This window comes from Phenylobacterium sp. NIBR 498073 (assembly GCF_027286305.1).
Lineage (GTDB): Bacteria > Pseudomonadota > Alphaproteobacteria > Caulobacterales > Caulobacteraceae > Phenylobacterium.
Map to the genome: position 1 here is coordinate 2,039,196 of NZ_CP114599.1, position 17,797 is coordinate 2,056,992.

The following is a 17,797-nucleotide window of genomic DNA, read 5'->3' on the forward strand; positions in this document are numbered from 1 at the left end:
TCGCCGCCCGGTCTGGCGAGTTGCTCGGGTTCAATCAGGTTGCGTCGGCCATTTGGGTGGCGGTCGATTGAACCGTTCGGTCCCGCTCAGGCCGCGGGTCCATCGCCGCGAATCTCCTCGTGCGTCCGCCCATCCCGGATGTGATAGAGGCGTTTGAACGTGGGAATGATCTTCTCGTCATGGGTGACGATGATGATCGCGGTCCGGAAGCGGGCCGCCATGTCGTTCAGAATCTTGATCACCGCCAGCGCGCGCTCGCCGTCGAGCGGGGCGGTCGGCTCGTCGGCGAGGATGACCGGCGGCTCGCTCACCAGCGCGCGGGCGATGGCGACGCGTTGTTGTTCTCCGCCCGAAAGTTGCGATGGCATCGCCTTGGCGCGGTGGACGACATCGAGGGCCGTGAGCAGCTTCCTGGCGCGGGCGCGGGCCTCGGCGTTGGCGACGTCCGCCAGCATCGGCAGCAGGGCGACATTGTCGGTGACGTCAAGGAAAGGGATCAGATAGGGAGCCTGGAAAACGAAGCCGATCCGGTCCCGCCGCAGGGCGCGCAGGTCCGGAATTTTCCAGCCGTCGTCGTAGATGGTCTCCTCGCCGATCGTCATCCGGCCTGATGTCGGCTCGATCACCGCGCCCAGGCATTTGAGCAGGGTGCTCTTGCCTGATCCCGAAGGGCCGATCAGGCCGACGACTTCTCCGGGGGCCACGTACATGTCCACGCCCCGGAGCGCATGGACCGCCGTCTCGCCTTCACCATAGGTCTTGACGAGATTTTCGATGCGGATGCCGTCAACCACCGATCGCCTCCGCAGGATCGACCCGGAGCGCGGCGCGGATGGCGAGCAGGCTGGCGACCGCACAGATCACCATCACCGCCACGAGGCCCCGCACCGAGTCGCTCGACAGCAACAGCACATATTTGGGGAAGATCGGCGCCCAGACCGTCGCGGCGATCTTGCCGACGACAAATCCGATCAGACCCAGTCCGAGCGCCTGCTGCAGGATCATGAAGGAGATGGTCCGATTGCGCGTGCCGATCAGCTTCAGCACCGCGATCTCCCGGATCTTTCCCATGGTCAGCGTGTAGATGATGAAGGCGACGATCGCCGCGCTGACGATGGCCAGGATGACCAGGAACATGCCGATCTGGCGCGCTGAGGTGGCGATCAGCTTCTCGACCAGGATCTGTTCCATCTCCGCCCGGGTATAGACGGTCAGTCTTTGCCAGCGCCGGATGGCTTCGGCCGCCTGGTCCGGGCTGTAGCCCGGCTCGACTTGGACAAGGACCGCGTTCACATAGGGGTTGTTAGCCTGTGAAGCGGTCACGGCCTCGATCACGCCGGGATTGCCGGGCGGATTGAGCGCCGGATTCTGGGCCGTGCGCGCGCGCTGGCTGACGATCGCGTCGCTGTCCTTCTGGAACTGGGCCTGCTGGGCGTCCTTCAGGGGGATGAACAGCATGGGATCGCCGCCCGAAGACACCATGCGGCTGGTCAGTCCCACGATCGTGTAGCGATTGCGCCGCACCTGGACGGCGTCGCCCAAACCAAATCCGGTCTTCACATCAGCGACCGCCTCATAGTGACTGCGAACGATCTGCCGACCGGCGACCAGATGCGGCGGCTGGCCGGGCTCGCCGGGCGAAGCGGTGCCGATGCCGACCACCATGACCCGGACATCGCTCCCGGCATGGTCGATCTGCATGGTCAGATAGGTGACGTTGGCCGCCCGCTCAACTCCGCGCATGGTGCGGATCGATCGGTCGACATCGTCAGGAATGCTTGACGGTTCGGCATAGGGACCGAGCGTGTCCTTCTGCACCACCCAGAGGTCCGCGCCGCTGTTGTCCAGCATCGCCTGTGCGTCATCAACCATCCCGCGATAGACACCGGCCATGGTCAGGGTGACGCCGATGAGCAGCCCCAGGCCGATGCCTGTGAAGACGAATTTCCCCCAGCCATGAAGGATGTCACGCCCCGCCAAGCTGATCATCGCCGTCCCCCGACGAGCTGATCGACGACGCGGATGCGGGTGCGAGCGGTCAGGCCGCGCTGGCTGTAGGCCACCACCTGCTCGCCCGGTTCCAGGCCGCTTAACACCTGGACCGTACCCTCAAGATCGGTGGCGCCGGTCGTGACGGGCCGAAACCGCAGCCTGCCGTCGGCAACGACCCAGACGCCGGTCTCGCCTTCGACGCGATGAATGGCGGCGTTGGGTACGGTGAGCGTTTTCCCGGCGGGCGGCAGGGTCACGGTCACCTCCGCCAATTCTCCAACAGGCGGCAGCTCACCGGTTTCAAAGCCGATCTTGGCCAGCAATTCCTCGGTGACCGCGTCGGCCATGGGCTCGGTGCGAATGACCCGGCCTTCGAACGGGGCTCCGCTCCGCGATCGGAGCACCACCCGGGCCCGCAAACCGGGCGCGAGGCCGGTCGATTGGGTCTGGTCGAAGCGCGTGTTGATCCACAGGTTCGCGGGGTCGATGATTTCGACGACGGCCTGCCCGGCGACAACCGTGGTCCCCGGTTCCGCTACGCGGCGGACGACGAGACCATCGGCGGGGGCGACAAGGCGCAGATTGGACCTTTGGCGAACAAGCGCCGCGCTTTCTGCGCCGGCGCGCCCGCGGTCCTGCGAAGCGGCGGCGAGATTGGCCCGCGCCGCCGCGGCCCCGGCTTCCGCCACCTGCAATTCCTGGCGCCGCGTATCGACCGCCGCCTCGGAGATCCAGCCACCATCGAGCAGTTGTTCGGCTCGCCCCGCCTGAGTTCGAGCCAGCCGCGCCCGCGCATCGGCGTCGGCGAGTTGCGCCTGCGCCGTGCGCTCCATCGCCGCCGCGCGACCTTCTGCACCCTGTTGCGCCGTGATGCGCTCATCCAGGTCGATCGGATCGATTTCGGCCAAGGCCTGCCCCGCGACGACAGAGTCCCCCACATCCACCAGGATACTGCGGACACGCCCCGCCGTGGTGGGACCGACGCGGTGCGTGTAGCGCGCCTCGACGGCGCCGATGCCGAACAGGGAGGGGGAGATCGCCCTTTCCTCGACCGTCACCAGTGTCACCGATATCGGCGCAAGCGGGCCGGAGCGCAGCGCCACATAGGCGAACGCCACGCCCAGCGACGCCAGGACGGCGATCAATATCCACGTCCGACGATTGCCCGGCAGGGAAAATTTCATGTCTGCGCCCCGATGCCCTTGAGGTAGATGCCGAAGACCCGGCTGGCCATGGTCCGCATGTCTGCGAAATCTCCCGCTATCATGGCCTGCATCACCAGCCCCTGGATCGTGCCGACGAACAGCATCGCCGCGGCCTCGGTATCCAGATCGGCGGGCAGTGAGCCTTCGGTCTTGCCGCGCTCGACAAGCCCCATGACGCGGACCCGATAGCCGTCCATCAAAGCTCTCGCGCCCCGCTTCGCGGCCGTATCGCACGTGCGCTGAAGCTCGCCGAACAGGATCCGGGGCACGCCGGGTCGGGCGGCGACGAACCCGACATGGGCCATGAACATCGCTTCAAGGGCGGACAGGGGCGATTCCTCCTTCGCCAAGGCCCGGTCCAGGCGCTGGGTGAGTTGGTCAGCGGTCCAGACCATGACCGCACCCCAGACAGCGTCCTTGGTGGGAAAGTGTCGGAAGATCGCGCCCTGGGACAGGCCCATATGCTCGGCGATCTGTCCGGTCGTGATCTCGGCCGGATTGTTCGTGGCGGCGAGCTCAACGACCGTCTCCACGGTCATATCGCGGCGCTGGGCGGCAGGGAGGTTCTGGCGGGTCATAAAAATGACGATACCTGAAAGAGAGTGAGCGATCACTAACATATTGGCGGCCGGCGGTCCGGCGCACCGCGCATGGGAAGGCGCTGGGAGGTTCGATTGCGGATGAACGTCTGGTTGGCGGTTTGCAGCAGTTTCAATGGGTGGAGGTGGAGATAACCATCGCACCGGCTACACCGGCTCCTGCCGCCCAGACGGTTTCGAAGAAATGGGCGACGATCGACGCTAGTTTCACACTTATACGCTTAACTCCGCAGACACTGGACTTCGATTTCTTGTGCTTTTTGCTCATGATGACCTCCTTGATCTGCTCTCCGGCGAAACGGAAAACGGTAAGAAAGGCGACAAGAGCTAGCGTAGCCGTGGGATTCGAACCCACCCCAACCCCCGAAGAGGAATGGCTGCGCTTACATAGGCTCTCGCTTCGCTCGCGCAAGTGGCGCCGTACTCCAGCGGGCGCTGACGGTCAGGAATGGGGAGCGAGCCCAACTTCCCCTCCTAGCGCTGAGCAGTCATCACTCAGCCATGCAAGACTGTGGCTCCATCGACTGGACTTCGACCTGAAAGGAAGCGGTAGTCCGTTCACGCCCGGGCCTCCGGGCTTGCCTCAGTACGGGGGGCGCGATGGGCGAGCCTCGATTAAAGGAGGCGAATATGACCAACACCACGACTGGAGCAGCGTCGAAGACGGCTGAGGCGACTGGGCCGAAGGGCAAACTCGGCGCCCTGGTGGCGCTGCTACTTCGGCCGGAAGGCGCCAGCCTGGAGGCGATGCAGGCGGCGACCGGCTGGCAGGCCCACTCGGTGCGCGGCGCTATCGCAGGCTCGATCAAGAAGAAGCTGGGCTTCGCGGTGAGCTCGGAGAAATCCGAAGCCGGTCGCGTCTACCGCATCGTGAAGGGAGCCGGCGCGTGAGCGCCGGCGATCTCCTGGCTGGGCTGGAGTCCATGTCGCTCGCCGAACTGCGTGCGGCATGGACGGAGCGCCTCGGTGTTGAGCCGCCGAAGCTGCGCACCCGTGACCTTCTGGCGCTAGCTCTGGCTCATCGACTGCAGGTCAGGGCGCATGGCGATCTGCCGGGACCCGCCAAGCGGAAGATGGCCGAACTGGCGCGGCGGTTCACCGAGGACCGGAGCTACACGCCGACGCCCGGTCCGGTGCTGAAACCCGGTTCCGCCTTGATCAAGGAGTGGCGCGGCGTCCGACATGAGGTTTGGGTGCTCGAACAGGGCTTCAGCTACCGTGGCGAGCGGTTCGGCTCGCTGAGCGAGGTGGCCCAGCGGATTACCGGCACTAAGTGGAACGGCCATGTCTTCTTCGGCCTGAAGGCGCGCCGTCGATGAGCCCGCGTCTGCGCTGCGCTATCTACACGCGCAAGTCCTCCGAAGAGGGACTGGAGCAGAACTTCAACAGCCTGCATGCGCAGCGCGAGGCCTGCGAGGCCTATGTGCTTTCGCAGGCCGGAGAGGGCTGGTCCGCCATCCAGACCGAATACGACGACGGCGGCTATTCCGGCGGCTCGATGGAGCGGCCCGGGCTGAAGCAGCTTCTGGCCGACATCCAGCGCGGCCTCATCGATGTCGTCGTGGTCTACAAGGTCGACCGTCTGACGCGCTCGCTGGCCGATTTCGCCAAGATCGTCGAGCTGTTCGACGCGAAGGGCGTTTCGTTCGTGTCAGTGACCCAGGCGTTCAACACGACATCGAGCATGGGCAGGCTGACGCTGAACGTGCTGCTGTCCTTCGCCCAGTTCGAACGCGAGGTGACCGGCGAGCGCATCCGCGACAAGATTGCCGCCTCCAAGGCCAAGGGCATGCGCATGGGCGGCCGTCCGCCGCTGGGTTACGACATCGCCGAGGGCAGGCTGGTGGTGAATACGGAGGAGGCCGAGCGGGTCCGGCGCATCTTCGAGCGTTACCTGAAACTTGGATCGTTGAGCGCGCTGCAGCGGGAGGGTGTCGAAAGCAAGCGGTGGACCAACAAGGCCGGTGAACCAGCTGGCGGCGGACGCATGAGCACCGGCGCGATCACCTACCTTCTGTCCAACCCGGTCTATCGCGGCGTGAACCGCCACAAGGACAAGACCTACGAAGGCGCCCATCCGGCGATCGTCGATGAGGAGACCTGGAACGAAGCGCAAGTGCTTCTTGCCGTCCGCAAGGCCAAACACGACGGGCCGACGTTCAGCCGGCGTGGGAAACTTGCCCACATCCTGTTCGACGACAGAGACAATGCGATGCCCGTTGTCCACAACCGGCGTCGCGGAAAGTTCTACCGATACTATCTCTCGCGACCGAAGATCACGGGGATCGGGGAGCCTGGTAGCCTGCCGCGCATCTCGGCTGGGGTTCTGGAGCAGTTTCTAGTCGAACGTCTGGTGCCGATGCTGTCGCCCGGCCATGCGCCCGACGCCGAGGCGATCGACCGTGTCGTCTCCGCTCTGAGGCGCGTCACCCTGGGCGAGGATCAGATCGTGCTGCAGGTCAGCGAGACCGCCGTATCGCCTGACGCGCTGAAAGCCTTTCAGGACGCGTCCGACGGCGGCGCAGGCGTGCGAACCCTGCGCCTCGCGTTCCATATGAGGCGACGCCAGGGCGCGATCATCATCGAGCCCACGGATGCGGCGCCGACGCCCGCCGCAAAGTTGGACCGAGCGCTGATCCGCGCCGTGGTTCTCGCCCGAACCTGGGCTGAGCGGCTGGAGCGGGGTGAGGTCGAGACCATCAAGGCGCTGGCCCGCGCCGAAGGGCTCTGCAACCACTACACCACGCGGCTCCTGCCGCTCGCATATCTCGCGCCTGAAATCGTCGCCCAGATATTGGAGGGCCGCCAGCCACGGGCCGTCAGTCTCGGAGCCCTGACCGCTGCTCCGCTCCCAGCGGACTGGGAAGCACAACGGCGACGGTTCCAGCAGTTAGGAAACATCACGGCATGAAATCGCTGTTCTGATTGGAAGCTTCGCTGATTCCATACCGGCTCCGCATACCCGGCGGAGCCGAAATCGTTTCTGGTGCAAGGTGTTAGATGAACAGGCGGACGCCGTGGCGGCGTCACCGAAAACTGGAAATCGCTGATGACTTCGCTGTTAGCAGCGATATCCAGGGTGGCTCGCGGACCGAAACCTACACTTCTGGAATGGCCCTGGAGAGAACCCGGCGAATTGCAGGCTTCGGCGCCGGTTTGCAGCTCTTGGAGAGCTGGGCGCCGGGATGCATAGCCGCCTAACTGGCGGACTTTTCGGGGGTATTCGTGGGGAAGGAATTCACGCCGGTTCAGCGGCGGAAGGAATGGTGGATGCGACAGGGATTGAACCTGTGACCCCCTCGGTGTGAATGTGAGGGTGGCCGATTTCCGGTGATTTTCGCCTGTTTCTCGCCGCTGCCGCCAATAGCTGATTTCACTGGATAAACGGGCGGTGGGTGATCCGCTCGCGTCTTTCTGTTTCCCCAAGTTTCGCACGTCGTGGTATCTATCCGGTATCGAGCTGCTTCGGCCCGATACCAGCCACCGCGTCGGAGGGTGAAGATGGAAAGCCGCAAAGCCCGCATCACCAAGCGCACCGTCGATGCGGCTCCCGTTCCCACCACCGGCGAAACCCGCGTGTGGGATACGGACCTCAAGGGCTTCTTCCTGCGGGTCTATCCGACCGGCCGTCGCGTCTACGCCTTAAAGTATCGCCTTGGCCCGTTGCAGCGGATCTACACGCTCGGCGTCCACGGCTCGCCCTTCACACCGGAGGCCGCCCGTGATGCTGCGGAAGCCGCGCTGCGCCGCGTTGCGGTGGGTGAAGACCCGGCGACCGAGAAGAAGGCCGCGCGCGAGGCCCTGACCGTCTCCGCCCTCATCGACCGCTACCTTGAGGACGGCCCTGCGACGAAGCCGGGCAAGCGGGCGAGCACATGGGAGAATGACGGCTCCAACCTCAAGCGTCACATCCGGCCTCTGCTCGGCCGCAAGGTCGCGAACTCGGTGAGCAAGGCTGAGGCCGCCAAGGCCATTCGCGACATCACCACCGGCAAGACAGCGGCCGACGAGAAGAGCGAGAAGATGCGCGGCCGGGCCATCGTCAAAGGCGGCGCCGGTGTCGCGCGCAGAACGCTCACCACCACAGCGGCGATGTTCGCATGGGGCGTGGAACATGGGCTGGTGGCCGCCAACCCCTTCACCTCCGTGAAGCTGTCGGCGGCGCCGGTGCGCGAGCGGTTCCTCAGCCGCGAGGAAGCGGGTCGGCTACTCGATGCGCTGAACGACGTGGAGGCTGAGAACGTGGTCAACCCCGCGTTCTGCGACGCCATCCGCCTGCTGCTGCTGACGGGCGCGCGGAAGACCGAAATCCTCGGGCTGAGCTGGTCGGAAGTGGATATCGAGCGGCGCGTTCTGTTGCTGCCGCCCGAGCGAACGAAGGCCGGTGGTCAGAACGGCGAACGCAGAATCATCCTCTCGCCGCCTGCGCTGGAAATCCTCGCCAAGCGGCGCCCGGAGAAGGCTAAGCCTGCGGACTTCGTGTTCCCCGCCATCCGTGGCGAGGGCCACATCATCGGTGTGCGCCGGGCGTTCGCGAAGGCTTGCAAGCGGGCCGGGCTCGATGGCGTCCGCATCCATGACCTGCGTCACAGCTTCGCCAGCTTCGCGGTCGCGGACGGCGCCAGCCTGTTCTTGGTCGGCAAGCTCCTTGGACACGCCAGCGCGCGAACGGCCGAACGCTACGCCCACTTGAGCGGCGACCCGTTGCAGGACGCTGCGGCGGGCATTGGGCAGAAGCTCATGCCCGCGAAGGAGAAGCCCGCCGCTGAAGTAGTCCAGCTTCGCCCCGGAGCCTGACGCGCCACCCCCTGACATCGGAGATAGAAAATGACTGCGACCACCGCCAAGCCGCCTTTCGATGCCGAGCAATCGCTCGCCGATCTTGAAGCCCTCGGAGTCGTGGTCTCGGGATTTGGCTTCTCCTTCCCAGATGGCTGCACCGCTCAGATGCTCGATGCGCTCACCGCGCTCGGCACGACACCGAACGCCCGTCAGGTGATGGCATTGGCAGAAGCCCGCAGCTGATGGACCGGCTCGCTTTGAGTCTCCTGCAAGCCCGCGCGACGGATCTTCTGGCGGTGGTTCTGGCCCACGCCGACTGCGCGGCTGTGGAGGGCGACAACGCCATCGTGGCCGCCCGCATCCCGTTCGGCGTGCTCGACGACGCCTTCGCGGTGCTGGGCGCCTTAGAGGACTTGGAAGAGCAGCACGACCGCGAAGCCGATTACGCGGCGAGCCCGCATTTCGGCGCGACGGCGACGAGCGGCTTCGCTGACGCCGAACCCTCAATGGGCTGGGGAAACCCCCACACCGGCCACCCGCCGTCGTGGCAGGCGGACGGCTCACCTCTCGCTTGGGACAACGACCAATGACGCACGTCACCGAAGAACCGGAACAAGCCAAGGGGCGCGTCTATCAATATCCCAAGCAGCCCAGCGGGGCGGTGCGTCAGCCAAAGGGGGCCATGCAGCGGGAGAACTGGCCCGATAAAGTCCGATCCATTCGACCGCCGCCCAAGCCCAAGACGGTGATTCCGCCCAGCGGGTTTGTCGTCCTCGCGCTCGTAGAGGCGACGGCCAAGAAGCGCGGCCGAAAGGGAAGGTCGCCTCCGCCCGCTTGCTTGATGGACGTGCAGGCTGAGTTGTCGGCGATGATGGAGCGGTTCAAGGCCGCCGGTGATATCGAGGCCGCCGCCGGTGTCTACAACGCGATGGACCTGCTTTGGGCGGGGAGAACCGGCCGGTGGTGAACCCCTCGCCGGATCAGACGAGCCGTTCGGAGATGACTGACGAAGAGCGCGTCGCGCAGGACGAGCGGATCGCGCGCGCCTTCGCGAAGAAGGACCCTGAGTTCGCTCGCGAGCAGTTCAATCGCGAGACGGATGAGCGGCGTTGGATGGATGCCGCCGGGACATTCATGGTGGCCCTCTACCACCGCGCCGTCGCGCTGATGGAAACTGAGGACTTCGGCATCCAGTGGCAGGAGCCGCCTGACGATGGGTTCGGCGTCATCGTCGGCATTGTCGCTGCTCTCTCCAAGCTGGTCGAAGAGCAAGGCGACAGCGCACCTTTCAAGCTGCTCATCGCGTTGGAAGCGTTCTCGTCCATCGCGCGGACACAGGCCATCATCGAGGGGCGCGACCCGGACTGCGAAGAGGAGGGTGACCGCACCGCCAAGCTCATCCTCGCCGCAGCAGCCATGGGGCATTGCGACACGTCCATCGCGCTCTGCGAGAACGGCCATTGGGATGACTTCGGCGAGGCCAAGTGGAAGCTGTTCCAGATGGGGCGCACGCAGCGGGGCCGCCAGGCCCCGTGGGAAGCGGCCTTCGCCCCTCGGGCCGTGTCCTATTGCGAGGGTAAGCAGAAGGTCACGCTTGGCCAGCTCACTAACCTCGCCCGCGTGTGGGCTGATGAAGAGCGTGGCGCGGGCCGAAATCCGCAGCTCCCGTCCACTGACGACGGCATAAAAGCCGGACTTAAGAGGATGGAAGCGGCGGGCTTGCTTTCTATCCCCGGCCGCACTGAGGGAGGCGCCGGTGTCGGGACAGCAGAATGACGGGCCGCAGATCGAACAGCAGATTGAACAGTTTCGGAACGAGGTCGAGACCGCTGTCGAGGCGGACAACTGGGAACGGGCGTTTGCCGCTTCCGTCGATGCGATTTTCTTGACCGCCCTGAAACTCTGCGGCGATGCGGGTGCGGTGAAACGACCGCTGCCCGAGGGTGGCGTCTATGACTTCTGCGCCAGCTTGCGTGCGGACTGCGACCAGTATCTTGAGGCGCAGCCCGATGACTTCAGGGTGGTGACTGCTCGACATGCATTCGATGCCGTCATGGACGCGCAGGGCTTCCTTCTCCGGGGAGCATTGAACGACCCGCTGCCCACGGTGATGTCCAAGCTCATGGTGCTCGGGGCTCGGCTTGGTCATGTCGATATGATGCTCGCCATGGTGACGACGGGCCTGTGGGATGAGTTCGGAGAGGCGAAGTTCAAGCTGCACAGCATCGGCTCGCCCCGGCGCAATCACCGCCCACAATGGGAGGTCCAGTTCTTGGATGAAGCCCGGCGATTCATCTCCGCTATGGGCAGCGGTGCCACGATGGGTGGTCTGGTGCGGCGCGCAAAGACTTGGGCGAAAGAGCGCGAGAAGCAGGGGGATAGCTTGGAGGTCCCAAAGACCGATGACGGCATCAAGGCTGGAATCCGACGCATGCGCCAGCGCGGTGAGATAATCCTTCCCAAGCGAGGGGGGTAAGCGAAGGCTTCATTTACTGGCGCAAGCCTTCCGTCATCTGCATTGGGCTTCGCTCGTGCTGCATCTGGAACACCGAGACGCGGCGGGAATCCTCCCGCTACCTCTCGGGACCAGACGAAACGTGGAAGCTCTTCTCACGACCCCTGAAGTTGCAGGCCGTCTCGGGGTGGCGGAAATCACCCTGCGGAAATGGCGCATACATGGCACCGGCCCGCGCTTCATCCGGTGCGGGGCCAACGTGCGCTACCGGAACTCCGACATCGAAAGCTGGGTGTCCTCGCGGACGGTCGGCAGCACGAGTGAGGCGGCCTAATGACCCCTCAAAATGGAAACCCCGGCGCGGACGGCGCCGGGGCCTCGAAAGTGCGTTCGCCTAAGCAGCAGCAGAACGCCACGAAGGTAGCACAGCCCAAGCCGATGCTGAAGGTGCATCGCGCGTCCGACAACGCCAGCCTGACGTTCCATGGTCGCGAGGCGCAGACCTTGGACCTGCTCATCCAGTGCGGGGCCAACGGCCTCACCAGCGGCGAGGCTTCGCCCTTGGGATGGGCGCGGCGAACGTCGGCCTACGTCAAGAACCTGCGCGACGGCGGGGTGAACATCACCACAACCCGTGAACCGGCGTCGGGCGCGATGGTGGGGCGGTATCGGCTGCTGGACAGCTTCACCGTCGTCGCCTCGCACGGCTTGTGAGGTGCGCGCCATGTCCGACATGACATCCGCCGCCGTCGAGCTGGCGAACACCGGCCTTGCGGTCTTCCCCGTTCGGGCGGGCCGCAAGGAACCCGCGCTTCGAGACTGGCAGGCGCGCGCCACCACCGATCCGGCGGAGGTGATGCAGCTCTTCCGGGGTGGCGCCTACAACATCGGCGTGGCCACCGGCGGTCGCTCTGGCGGCTTCGTGCTCGACATCGACCGCAAGCAGGTGGACGGCCTGACAACCTTGGCCGAGTTGGAAGACCGCCACGGTGGCCTGCCCGAGACACGGACCGTGGAGACGCCTTCCGGCGGTCGTCACCTCTGGTTCGCATCGCCAATGGATCGCTGCATCCGCAATCGCGCTGGCTTCGCTCCCGCGCTCGACATCCGGGGCGATGGGGGCTTCGTGGTGGCTCCGCCATCGGTGGTCGGGGGTGGCCGCTATCGGTGGTCGATTGGACCTGCCCGTCAGGGACTCTCAGAAGCTCCACAGTGGCTTTTGGACCTTGCCGCACCCCAACGGCCTCCGCCCTCGCAAACCCGCTCCACGGGGCTCTCTGGGGCCGGGAGCGGTGGTCTTGCTCGCTATGTCGCCGCTGCGGTGGTGGGGGAAGTCCAGAAGGTCGAGGCTGCACCACCGGGGCGTCGTAATCAGACGCTCTTTCAGGCCGCCGCCAACCTTGGGGAGTTCGTGGGCGCGGGGGTGCTCCGCTCCGAGCTGGTCGAAATCTCGCTCTCGGTCGCGGCGGAGGCGTGTGGCTTGACGCACGATGACGGCCGCCAGGCCGTCACCAGCACCATCGCCAGCGGGATGCGGCGCGGCATGGCCAATCCGCGCGAGGTGACCTCGTGAGCGAAGCTGTGACGCGCCTCGCGGCCGTGGTTGCGGCCGACCTCGCACCTCCGCCGGAGTCTATCGACGCCGCGCGGTGGGCGCAGCCGTTCGTCTGGCGTGACCCGGCGACGCTGCCGCCTCGGCGTTGGCTCTACAAACCCCACCTCATCCGTGGGTTCGTCAGCCTGACGGTCTCTCCCGGTGGCGTCGGCAAATCCACGCTGACGCTATGCGAGGCATTGGCCTTGGCCAGCGGACGTTCGCTTTTGGGCGTCATGCCTGCCGAACGGACGCGGGTGTGGTGCTGGAACGGCGAAGACCCCACCGAGGAAATCGAACGTCGCATTCAGGCGGCGATGATGCATCACCAACTCCGGCCTGCGGACTTGGAGGGTTGGCTCTTCACAGGCTCGGGCCGGGATGCGGACCTCGTGGTCGCCGAACAGGATCGGTTCGGGGTGGCCGTTGCGGCGCCGGTGGTGGACGCCCTCATTCAGTTCATCGGCGACAACCAGATCGGCGCGGTGGTCATCGACCCCTTCGTGTCGTCGCACCGGGTTGCGGAGAACGACAACGGCGCCATCGACCGGGTGGCGAAGACATGGGCGCGCATCGCTAACGCGACCGGCTGCGCGGTCGAGCTGGTCCACCACACACGGAAGACGGGCGGCGCCGATGTCTCGGTTGAGGATGGGCGGGGCGCGAGCGCGTTGCTGGCGGCAGCGCGTCACGCCCGGACGCTGCGAACGATGAACGAGCAGGAGGCCGACAGCCTCGGGGTCGAGCGGATCGACCGGCCCGCCTATGTCCGCATCGACGGCGGCAAGGCGAACCTCTCACCACCGGCGACGGCGGCTGTCTGGTTTCGGCTGGCGAACGTCCACCTGCCCAACGGCGACTACGTTCAGGCCGCTTCCCATTGGACGCCGCCTGACCCGTTTGAAGGTGTGACCACCGCCGACCTGCTGCGCGTCCAGAACGCCATCAAGGCCGGTCGTGGGGAAGCGGGCGAGGGCTGGCGGGCCAACGTCCAGACCGGCGATGCATGGGTTGGTCACGCCATCGCTCTGGCTCTCGGCCTCGATGTCGGCCGCCCCCGTGAGGCCGCGCGTGTGCGCGAACTGCTGCGGACATGGCTCGTATCGGGCGCGCTGGTGAAGGCGGAGCGCAGCATCAACGCCAAGGGAAAGACGGCGCCCTTCGTGGAGGTCGGCCGTTGGGCGGAACTCTGACCCCCCACCTCGCCAAGGTAGGGGGTGGAGAGGTGGGGGAAGTGGGGGGTAGGCCAGTCCAAGAGCCACCCACCCCCACTACCTCAATAGGTAGGGGGTGCGGTGGTGGTGGGGGGTGCATCAGGCGGCGGGTTGCGGTGCGCTGCGCGCACGCGCGCGAGGGTTTCGGCAGCACTACGCGCGGGCGCGCGAGGCCGATGGCTAAAGTAGATTGAAATAGGCGGGTTACGCAGATGATTTCGGGAAATCTGACGGACGGCGGTGACTGATGGGCGGCTACGGATCAGGGCCGGGAGGCGGTCGCCCGACAGTCGAGGGCAGCTTGCGCTTGGAGCTGCCGCGCCTGCGCCGTGCGGGTTACCTAAAGCCCGGCTGTCGCGTGTCGGGTTCATGGTCATGGTCGCGCGGTGGTGACCCCAGCGGCAGCGTCTCGCTCGCCTGCACGGTGGACCCGGAAGGGACCTCGGAGATGGTCATCAGCTTTTCCCACAAGGGCGAGCCGGTCACGCAGCGCATCCGATTGGAGGGCGTGCCCATGAAGTTCGGTGGCTGGCGGTGGTATGCGCGCTGCCCCTTCAGCGGCCGACGCTGCACGACGCTGGTGCTCCCCAACGGCGGCCATCGGTTCGCGTCGGTGAAGGCGTGGCGCCTGCCGTATGCATCGCAGAACGAGGATGCCTTCGGCCGGGCGCATCGTCGGATTGCGAAAGCGAATGAACGCTTGGGCCGGATGTCCAAATATGCGCGCAAGCCGACGCGCCAGCGGCAGTGGGACCGAATCTGGGATGCTGAGGAATTGCTCGACTACGGGCTCGCGCTGGCGTGGCAACGCCTCAGCAAGTTGGAAGGTCGCCTCGAAGGGAAGTAGGCACCCGGCTGACGGCGCCTTGCGCTCTTCGCCTGCGGTCGTAGCTTGCCCGTGGGGGGAGCCATGGCAAACATCACGCTCGAAGTGCAGTCAGCGAAGCTGATATCAATGTTCGGCAGCGGCCCCGGCGGCGCGTCGCACGATGGGAAGTGGACAATCACCTCCGTCGTGAAGCTGAACTGGCCCGAACGCCTCGAACTTGGCACGGGCGAGGACATTGGCAGGCTCGGCAAGCCCGCCGAAATCGAAATGCACCTGACATTCCGGGCCACCAAGCCTGAGCTGGTCGAGTGGGCGACCGAGCGCACCAAAGGCGTCGATGACACCTTCAAGAGCGACGACGACGCAGTATGCGGGACGGCCAGCTACCACGCGGAATGGAACAGCCGCGACGGGCTCGACCACAGCCCGGCCTCCATCCTCTTCGACATCTACACGCCCTCCGACGTGATGGCTTCGTTGGTGCGCTTCGCTGAGAACGGTCGGTTCGTGAAGCAGGTCACCGTCGAGGTGCGCGGGATGGATTATGGCTATGCCCCGGACGGCCGCGAGAAGCGGTGGCCTGACAATGCCGACAACACGATGCTGCCCATCGTCAACGTCAGCTACGACCTCCCGCTCCTTGAACGGCCGGAGGACGAGCCCGAGCCGGGCGAGCCCGCAACGCCGGTCGGCGCCGACCTCGCGCCTGTCCTGAAGGAAACCCTGAAGTGGCTGAAGGGCGCCGTGTGGCTGCTGGCCGCGATTGCAGGCGCGGTGGTGCTTAAGGGATGCCGGTAGTAATTGGCCTGTCGACCTTTAGGGACGGTGTGCAAACAGGTTGCTCGCCACCTGATCCTGCCCGTTGTTCATCACGCAGTAGAAGATGTGTTCGCGGTCAGGCGAGGTGATGATGTGTCGGGTGAGAAGCCGCACGGCCTTATCCCGCCACGCTTGGATTGCACCGAAATTGGGCCGGTCGCGCTTGGCAAGGTTGCGAACAGATCCTCGGTGCAGCCGCTCGCCTGCGTGGCGGGTGTAAAGGTCTAGCAATTCGCGTTTTGTGAGAAAGCCGGAAGTTCGATGCACCCACGTCACAGCTCCGCCCGGAGCTTCAGCGGGTAAGTCGTCCTGCTCAAGCGGCGTCGGATAGAAGTCCGGGTGCAGCTTCTCCAACCCGTTCATGATCCAGTCCGCCTTGTATGACCTCAGCAGATCGGTCTTCTTCGCCGATACGTCGCCATGGATGAGCAGGCAGCCAATGGCGATGGACTCGCAGATCATGCGAAGTTGAAGATAACAAAGTTCTTCAGCGATGACGGCCCGCAGGGGAATGCTCGAAGCGAGAACCTTGTCGATGGCCTCGGTTCGATATTTCACCTCCTGCATGAGGCCTCGATACGATGTCATCGCCTGCTCGTTCACGGCAGCCCCATTTCACTTAAGGCGGTAAGGGAGCCACTGGCGGCGCCACTTGGCGGTGGCCTTGCTCTGGAAGCGAGGCTGGTCGAACTCCCAGCTCTCCCATTCCCATGTCCAGCTTTTCGCCTTGGTCACGAGCGCATCCTCGAAGAACACCCGGTCGAAGGCGATAGGCTCCAACTTGGCTTCGCCAGCCTCGACGCGGCGGAGGAACTCCCGGTCCTCCTTCATCTGCTCCATATGGTCGGTGCGCGCGGATTGCCCGAACTCCCGGTCCTGCGCGCAGTGCAGGTGGATGAAGTTGAAGCCGGAGGACACGGCCTGCTGCATGGCGTGCTGGAAGGCCCGCAGAACGTCGCCAGTCGGGTCGTTGATATGGACGTAGAGCAGATAGGCGCCGTCTTCTGCGGAGCGGTCGAAGTGAGCTGCGCCAAAGCGTTCGGGTTTGAAGTGGTCCTCGCCGAACGTCAGCTTCACCGGCACGAGCGGTTCTTCGGCTCCGTGGTCAGGAAACGTCGCGCTTCCATGCAGCAGGCCCAGCGCGACCGCCTCCACCGACGAATGAGCCCGAACCGGCCAGCTCTGGTGCATCGACAGCTTTGACAGCGCGAGGGTGAACCGGCCGTATCGGTAGAGCTGAGCATAGGGCAGTTCCGCAGCCCTCATGCAGAACCGCGATGACGAAACTTCCGCAGCTTTGGCCTTGCGTCCGAACATCCTGCCACCCCCGATGGCGACACTCCGTCAGCCATCAGCCTGCGGTCAAGCTGGCGTCCTCAAATATCCCTGAGTTCCGCTCTCTGGGTATCGATGTGGTATCGGAAGGCGGTTGCACCGTTGCGGCGTCACCTGCAGCCCTCCCTCAAGTCAATGATTTTGCTGAGGAAGGAATGGTGGATGCGACAGGGATTGAACCTGTGACCCCCTCGGTGTGAACGAGGTGCTCTCCCGCTGAGCTACGCATCCGCCGCAGGAAGGGTGCGCCTATAGCCGCTAGCTTTGCGCCGGGCAAGCGGTCAGAAGCCGAACACACGCTTTTGCCATCTGATCGTAGTGATCGACCAGGATGTCGGGGGCCAGTTCGACCGCCGGAATCTCGGTGTAGCCGAAGCTGACCAGGATCAGCGGAGCCTTGGCGGCGCGGGCGGCGCCGGCGTCCGTAGAGGCGTCGCCGACCATCACCGCGCGCTCGATGCGTCCGCCCGCCGCCTCGACGGCGAAGATCAGGTGGCGGGGATCCGGCTTGGGCGCCGGGGCCGAATCGGCCCCCACCACGGCGTCGAAGAATCGGGCGAGGTCGAGCTTTTCGAGAATCGGCGTCGACAGGCCGGTCAGCTTGTTGGTGCAGACCGCCAGCCTGGCGCCGGCCGCCTTCATCTCCGTCAGGCAATCGACCACGCCGGGGTAGGGGCGGGTCAGGTCGGCGCTGTGGTCGTTGTAATGGGCGATGAAGCGCTCGAAGAGCTCGGGGATGCGCTCGGCGGGCAGGGGGCGGCCCTGGGCGGCGAAGCCGCGCTCGATCAGCCGCCGCGCGCCGTGGCCGATGAAGGGGCGCGCCTCGTCCACCGGCAGGGGGGCGATCCCCTCCTGCTGCAGGACGACGTTGAGCGTCCCGATCAGGTCTGGGGCGGAGTCGACAAGCGTCCCGTCGAGGTCGAAGGCGATGGTCGCGCCGTCCAGCGCGCTGAGATCGGTCAAGGAAACGCTC

At 65.4% G+C, this 17,797-nt stretch carries 22 protein-coding genes and 1 tRNA gene; 14 read left to right on the forward strand and 9 right to left on the reverse strand.

The genetic code is table 11. From position 1 onward, the window contains the following. Window positions 1-86: 86 nt before the first annotated feature. The 5 genes from O4N75_RS10165 to O4N75_RS10185 all read right to left on the reverse strand — a co-directional run bounded on the left by O4N75_RS10165 (window position 87) and on the right by O4N75_RS10185 (window position 4,064). Window positions 87-794: an ABC transporter ATP-binding protein gene (locus tag O4N75_RS10165; protein ID WP_269629230.1), complete on the reverse strand. Its 708-nt coding sequence runs from the start codon at window positions 792-794 to the stop codon at window positions 87-89. Next, a complete protein-coding gene (locus tag O4N75_RS10170; RefSeq protein WP_269629231.1) occupies window positions 787-1,989 on the reverse strand; it encodes an ABC transporter permease in 1,203 nt (400 codons plus the stop codon). Before O4N75_RS10170 ends, O4N75_RS10165 begins: the two co-directional genes overlap by 8 nt. After that, window positions 1,986-3,176, reverse strand: coding sequence for an efflux RND transporter periplasmic adaptor subunit (locus O4N75_RS10175; RefSeq protein ID WP_269629232.1), 1,191 nt, complete (start codon window positions 3,174-3,176; stop codon window positions 1,986-1,988). Before O4N75_RS10175 ends, O4N75_RS10170 begins: the two co-directional genes overlap by 4 nt. Next, the gene (locus O4N75_RS10180) at window positions 3,173-3,817 is read right to left on the reverse strand and encodes a TetR/AcrR family transcriptional regulator (RefSeq protein ID WP_269629233.1); all 645 of its coding nucleotides are present in this window, start codon (window positions 3,815-3,817) and stop codon (window positions 3,173-3,175) included. The genes O4N75_RS10175 and O4N75_RS10180 overlap by 4 nt, the downstream gene beginning before the upstream one ends. Before the next feature lie 91 nt (window positions 3,818-3,908). Continuing rightward, window positions 3,909-4,064: a hypothetical protein gene (locus O4N75_RS10185; protein ID WP_269629234.1), complete on the reverse strand. Its 156-nt coding sequence runs from the start codon at window positions 4,062-4,064 to the stop codon at window positions 3,909-3,911. A 362-nt stretch (window positions 4,065-4,426) separates the two neighbouring features. Here O4N75_RS10185 and O4N75_RS10190 point away from each other — a divergent pair, with 362 nt between their 5' ends. The 14 genes from O4N75_RS10190 to O4N75_RS10255 all read left to right on the forward strand — a co-directional run bounded on the left by O4N75_RS10190 (window position 4,427) and on the right by O4N75_RS10255 (window position 15,468). Next, entirely contained in the window at window positions 4,427-4,687 is a 261-nt protein-coding gene (locus O4N75_RS10190) for a DUF3489 domain-containing protein (RefSeq protein WP_269629235.1), read from the forward strand. Next, the gene (locus O4N75_RS10195) at window positions 4,684-5,115 is read left to right on the forward strand and encodes a DUF2924 domain-containing protein (RefSeq protein ID WP_269629236.1); all 432 of its coding nucleotides are present in this window, start codon (window positions 4,684-4,686) and stop codon (window positions 5,113-5,115) included. Before O4N75_RS10190 ends, O4N75_RS10195 begins: the two co-directional genes overlap by 4 nt. Continuing rightward, window positions 5,112-6,707: a recombinase family protein gene (locus O4N75_RS10200; RefSeq protein WP_269629237.1), complete on the forward strand. Its 1,596-nt coding sequence runs from the start codon at window positions 5,112-5,114 to the stop codon at window positions 6,705-6,707. The genes O4N75_RS10195 and O4N75_RS10200 overlap by 4 nt, the downstream gene beginning before the upstream one ends. 590 nt (window positions 6,708-7,297) lie before the next feature. Continuing rightward, complete coding sequence (locus O4N75_RS10205; protein WP_269629238.1) at window positions 7,298-8,593, forward strand: site-specific integrase; 1,296 nt, start codon at window positions 7,298-7,300, stop codon at window positions 8,591-8,593. A gap of 30 nt (window positions 8,594-8,623) precedes the next feature. Then, window positions 8,624-8,821, forward strand: a complete 198-nt coding sequence (locus O4N75_RS10210; RefSeq protein WP_269629239.1) for a hypothetical protein — start codon at window positions 8,624-8,626, stop codon at window positions 8,819-8,821. Beyond that, window positions 8,821-9,168, forward strand: coding sequence for a hypothetical protein (locus O4N75_RS10215; RefSeq protein WP_269629240.1), 348 nt, complete (start codon window positions 8,821-8,823; stop codon window positions 9,166-9,168). The genes O4N75_RS10210 and O4N75_RS10215 overlap by 1 nt, the downstream gene beginning before the upstream one ends. Continuing rightward, window positions 9,165-9,545 (forward strand): hypothetical protein, encoded by a 381-nt coding sequence (locus O4N75_RS10220; RefSeq protein ID WP_269629241.1) that lies wholly within the window; start codon window positions 9,165-9,167, stop codon window positions 9,543-9,545. Before O4N75_RS10215 ends, O4N75_RS10220 begins: the two co-directional genes overlap by 4 nt. 32 nt (window positions 9,546-9,577) lie before the next feature. Further along, window positions 9,578-10,354 (forward strand): hypothetical protein, encoded by a 777-nt coding sequence (locus O4N75_RS10225; RefSeq protein WP_269629242.1) that lies wholly within the window; start codon window positions 9,578-9,580, stop codon window positions 10,352-10,354. Next, on the forward strand, window positions 10,335-11,054 hold the full coding sequence (locus O4N75_RS10230; RefSeq protein WP_269629243.1) for a hypothetical protein: 720 nt from the start codon (window positions 10,335-10,337) through the stop codon (window positions 11,052-11,054). Before O4N75_RS10225 ends, O4N75_RS10230 begins: the two co-directional genes overlap by 20 nt. A gap of 363 nt (window positions 11,055-11,417) precedes the next feature. Continuing rightward, window positions 11,418-11,747, forward strand: a complete 330-nt coding sequence (locus O4N75_RS10235; RefSeq protein WP_269629244.1) for a hypothetical protein — start codon at window positions 11,418-11,420, stop codon at window positions 11,745-11,747. A 10-nt stretch (window positions 11,748-11,757) separates the two neighbouring features. Next, on the forward strand, window positions 11,758-12,606 hold the full coding sequence (locus O4N75_RS10240; protein WP_269629245.1) for a bifunctional DNA primase/polymerase: 849 nt from the start codon (window positions 11,758-11,760) through the stop codon (window positions 12,604-12,606). Continuing rightward, on the forward strand, window positions 12,603-13,820 hold the full coding sequence (locus tag O4N75_RS10245) for an AAA family ATPase (protein ID WP_269629246.1): 1,218 nt from the start codon (window positions 12,603-12,605) through the stop codon (window positions 13,818-13,820). The genes O4N75_RS10240 and O4N75_RS10245 overlap by 4 nt, the downstream gene beginning before the upstream one ends. A 322-nt stretch (window positions 13,821-14,142) precedes the next feature. Beyond that, entirely contained in the window at window positions 14,143-14,688 is a 546-nt protein-coding gene (locus O4N75_RS10250; RefSeq protein ID WP_269629247.1) for a hypothetical protein, read from the forward strand. A gap of 63 nt (window positions 14,689-14,751) precedes the next feature. Further along, a complete protein-coding gene (locus O4N75_RS10255; protein ID WP_269629248.1) occupies window positions 14,752-15,468 on the forward strand; it encodes a hypothetical protein in 717 nt (238 codons plus the stop codon). Between the two features lie 18 nt (window positions 15,469-15,486). Here the strand turns inward: O4N75_RS10255 and O4N75_RS10260 are convergent, their stop codons facing one another. The 4 genes from O4N75_RS10260 to gph form a co-directional block, all read right to left on the reverse strand. Next, window positions 15,487-16,092: a hypothetical protein gene (locus O4N75_RS10260; RefSeq protein WP_269629249.1), complete on the reverse strand. Its 606-nt coding sequence runs from the start codon at window positions 16,090-16,092 to the stop codon at window positions 15,487-15,489. Between the two features lie 12 nt (window positions 16,093-16,104). Then, a complete protein-coding gene (locus O4N75_RS10265; RefSeq protein ID WP_269629250.1) occupies window positions 16,105-16,806 on the reverse strand; it encodes a hypothetical protein in 702 nt (233 codons plus the stop codon). A gap of 174 nt (window positions 16,807-16,980) precedes the next feature. Continuing rightward, a tRNA-Val gene (locus O4N75_RS10270) sits at window positions 16,981-17,055 on the reverse strand. Window positions 17,056-17,082: 27 nt separating this feature from the next. After that, window positions 17,083-17,787, reverse strand: coding sequence for a phosphoglycolate phosphatase (gene gph / locus O4N75_RS10275; RefSeq protein ID WP_269629251.1), 705 nt, complete (start codon window positions 17,785-17,787; stop codon window positions 17,083-17,085). Window positions 17,788-17,797 lie beyond the last annotated feature (10 nt).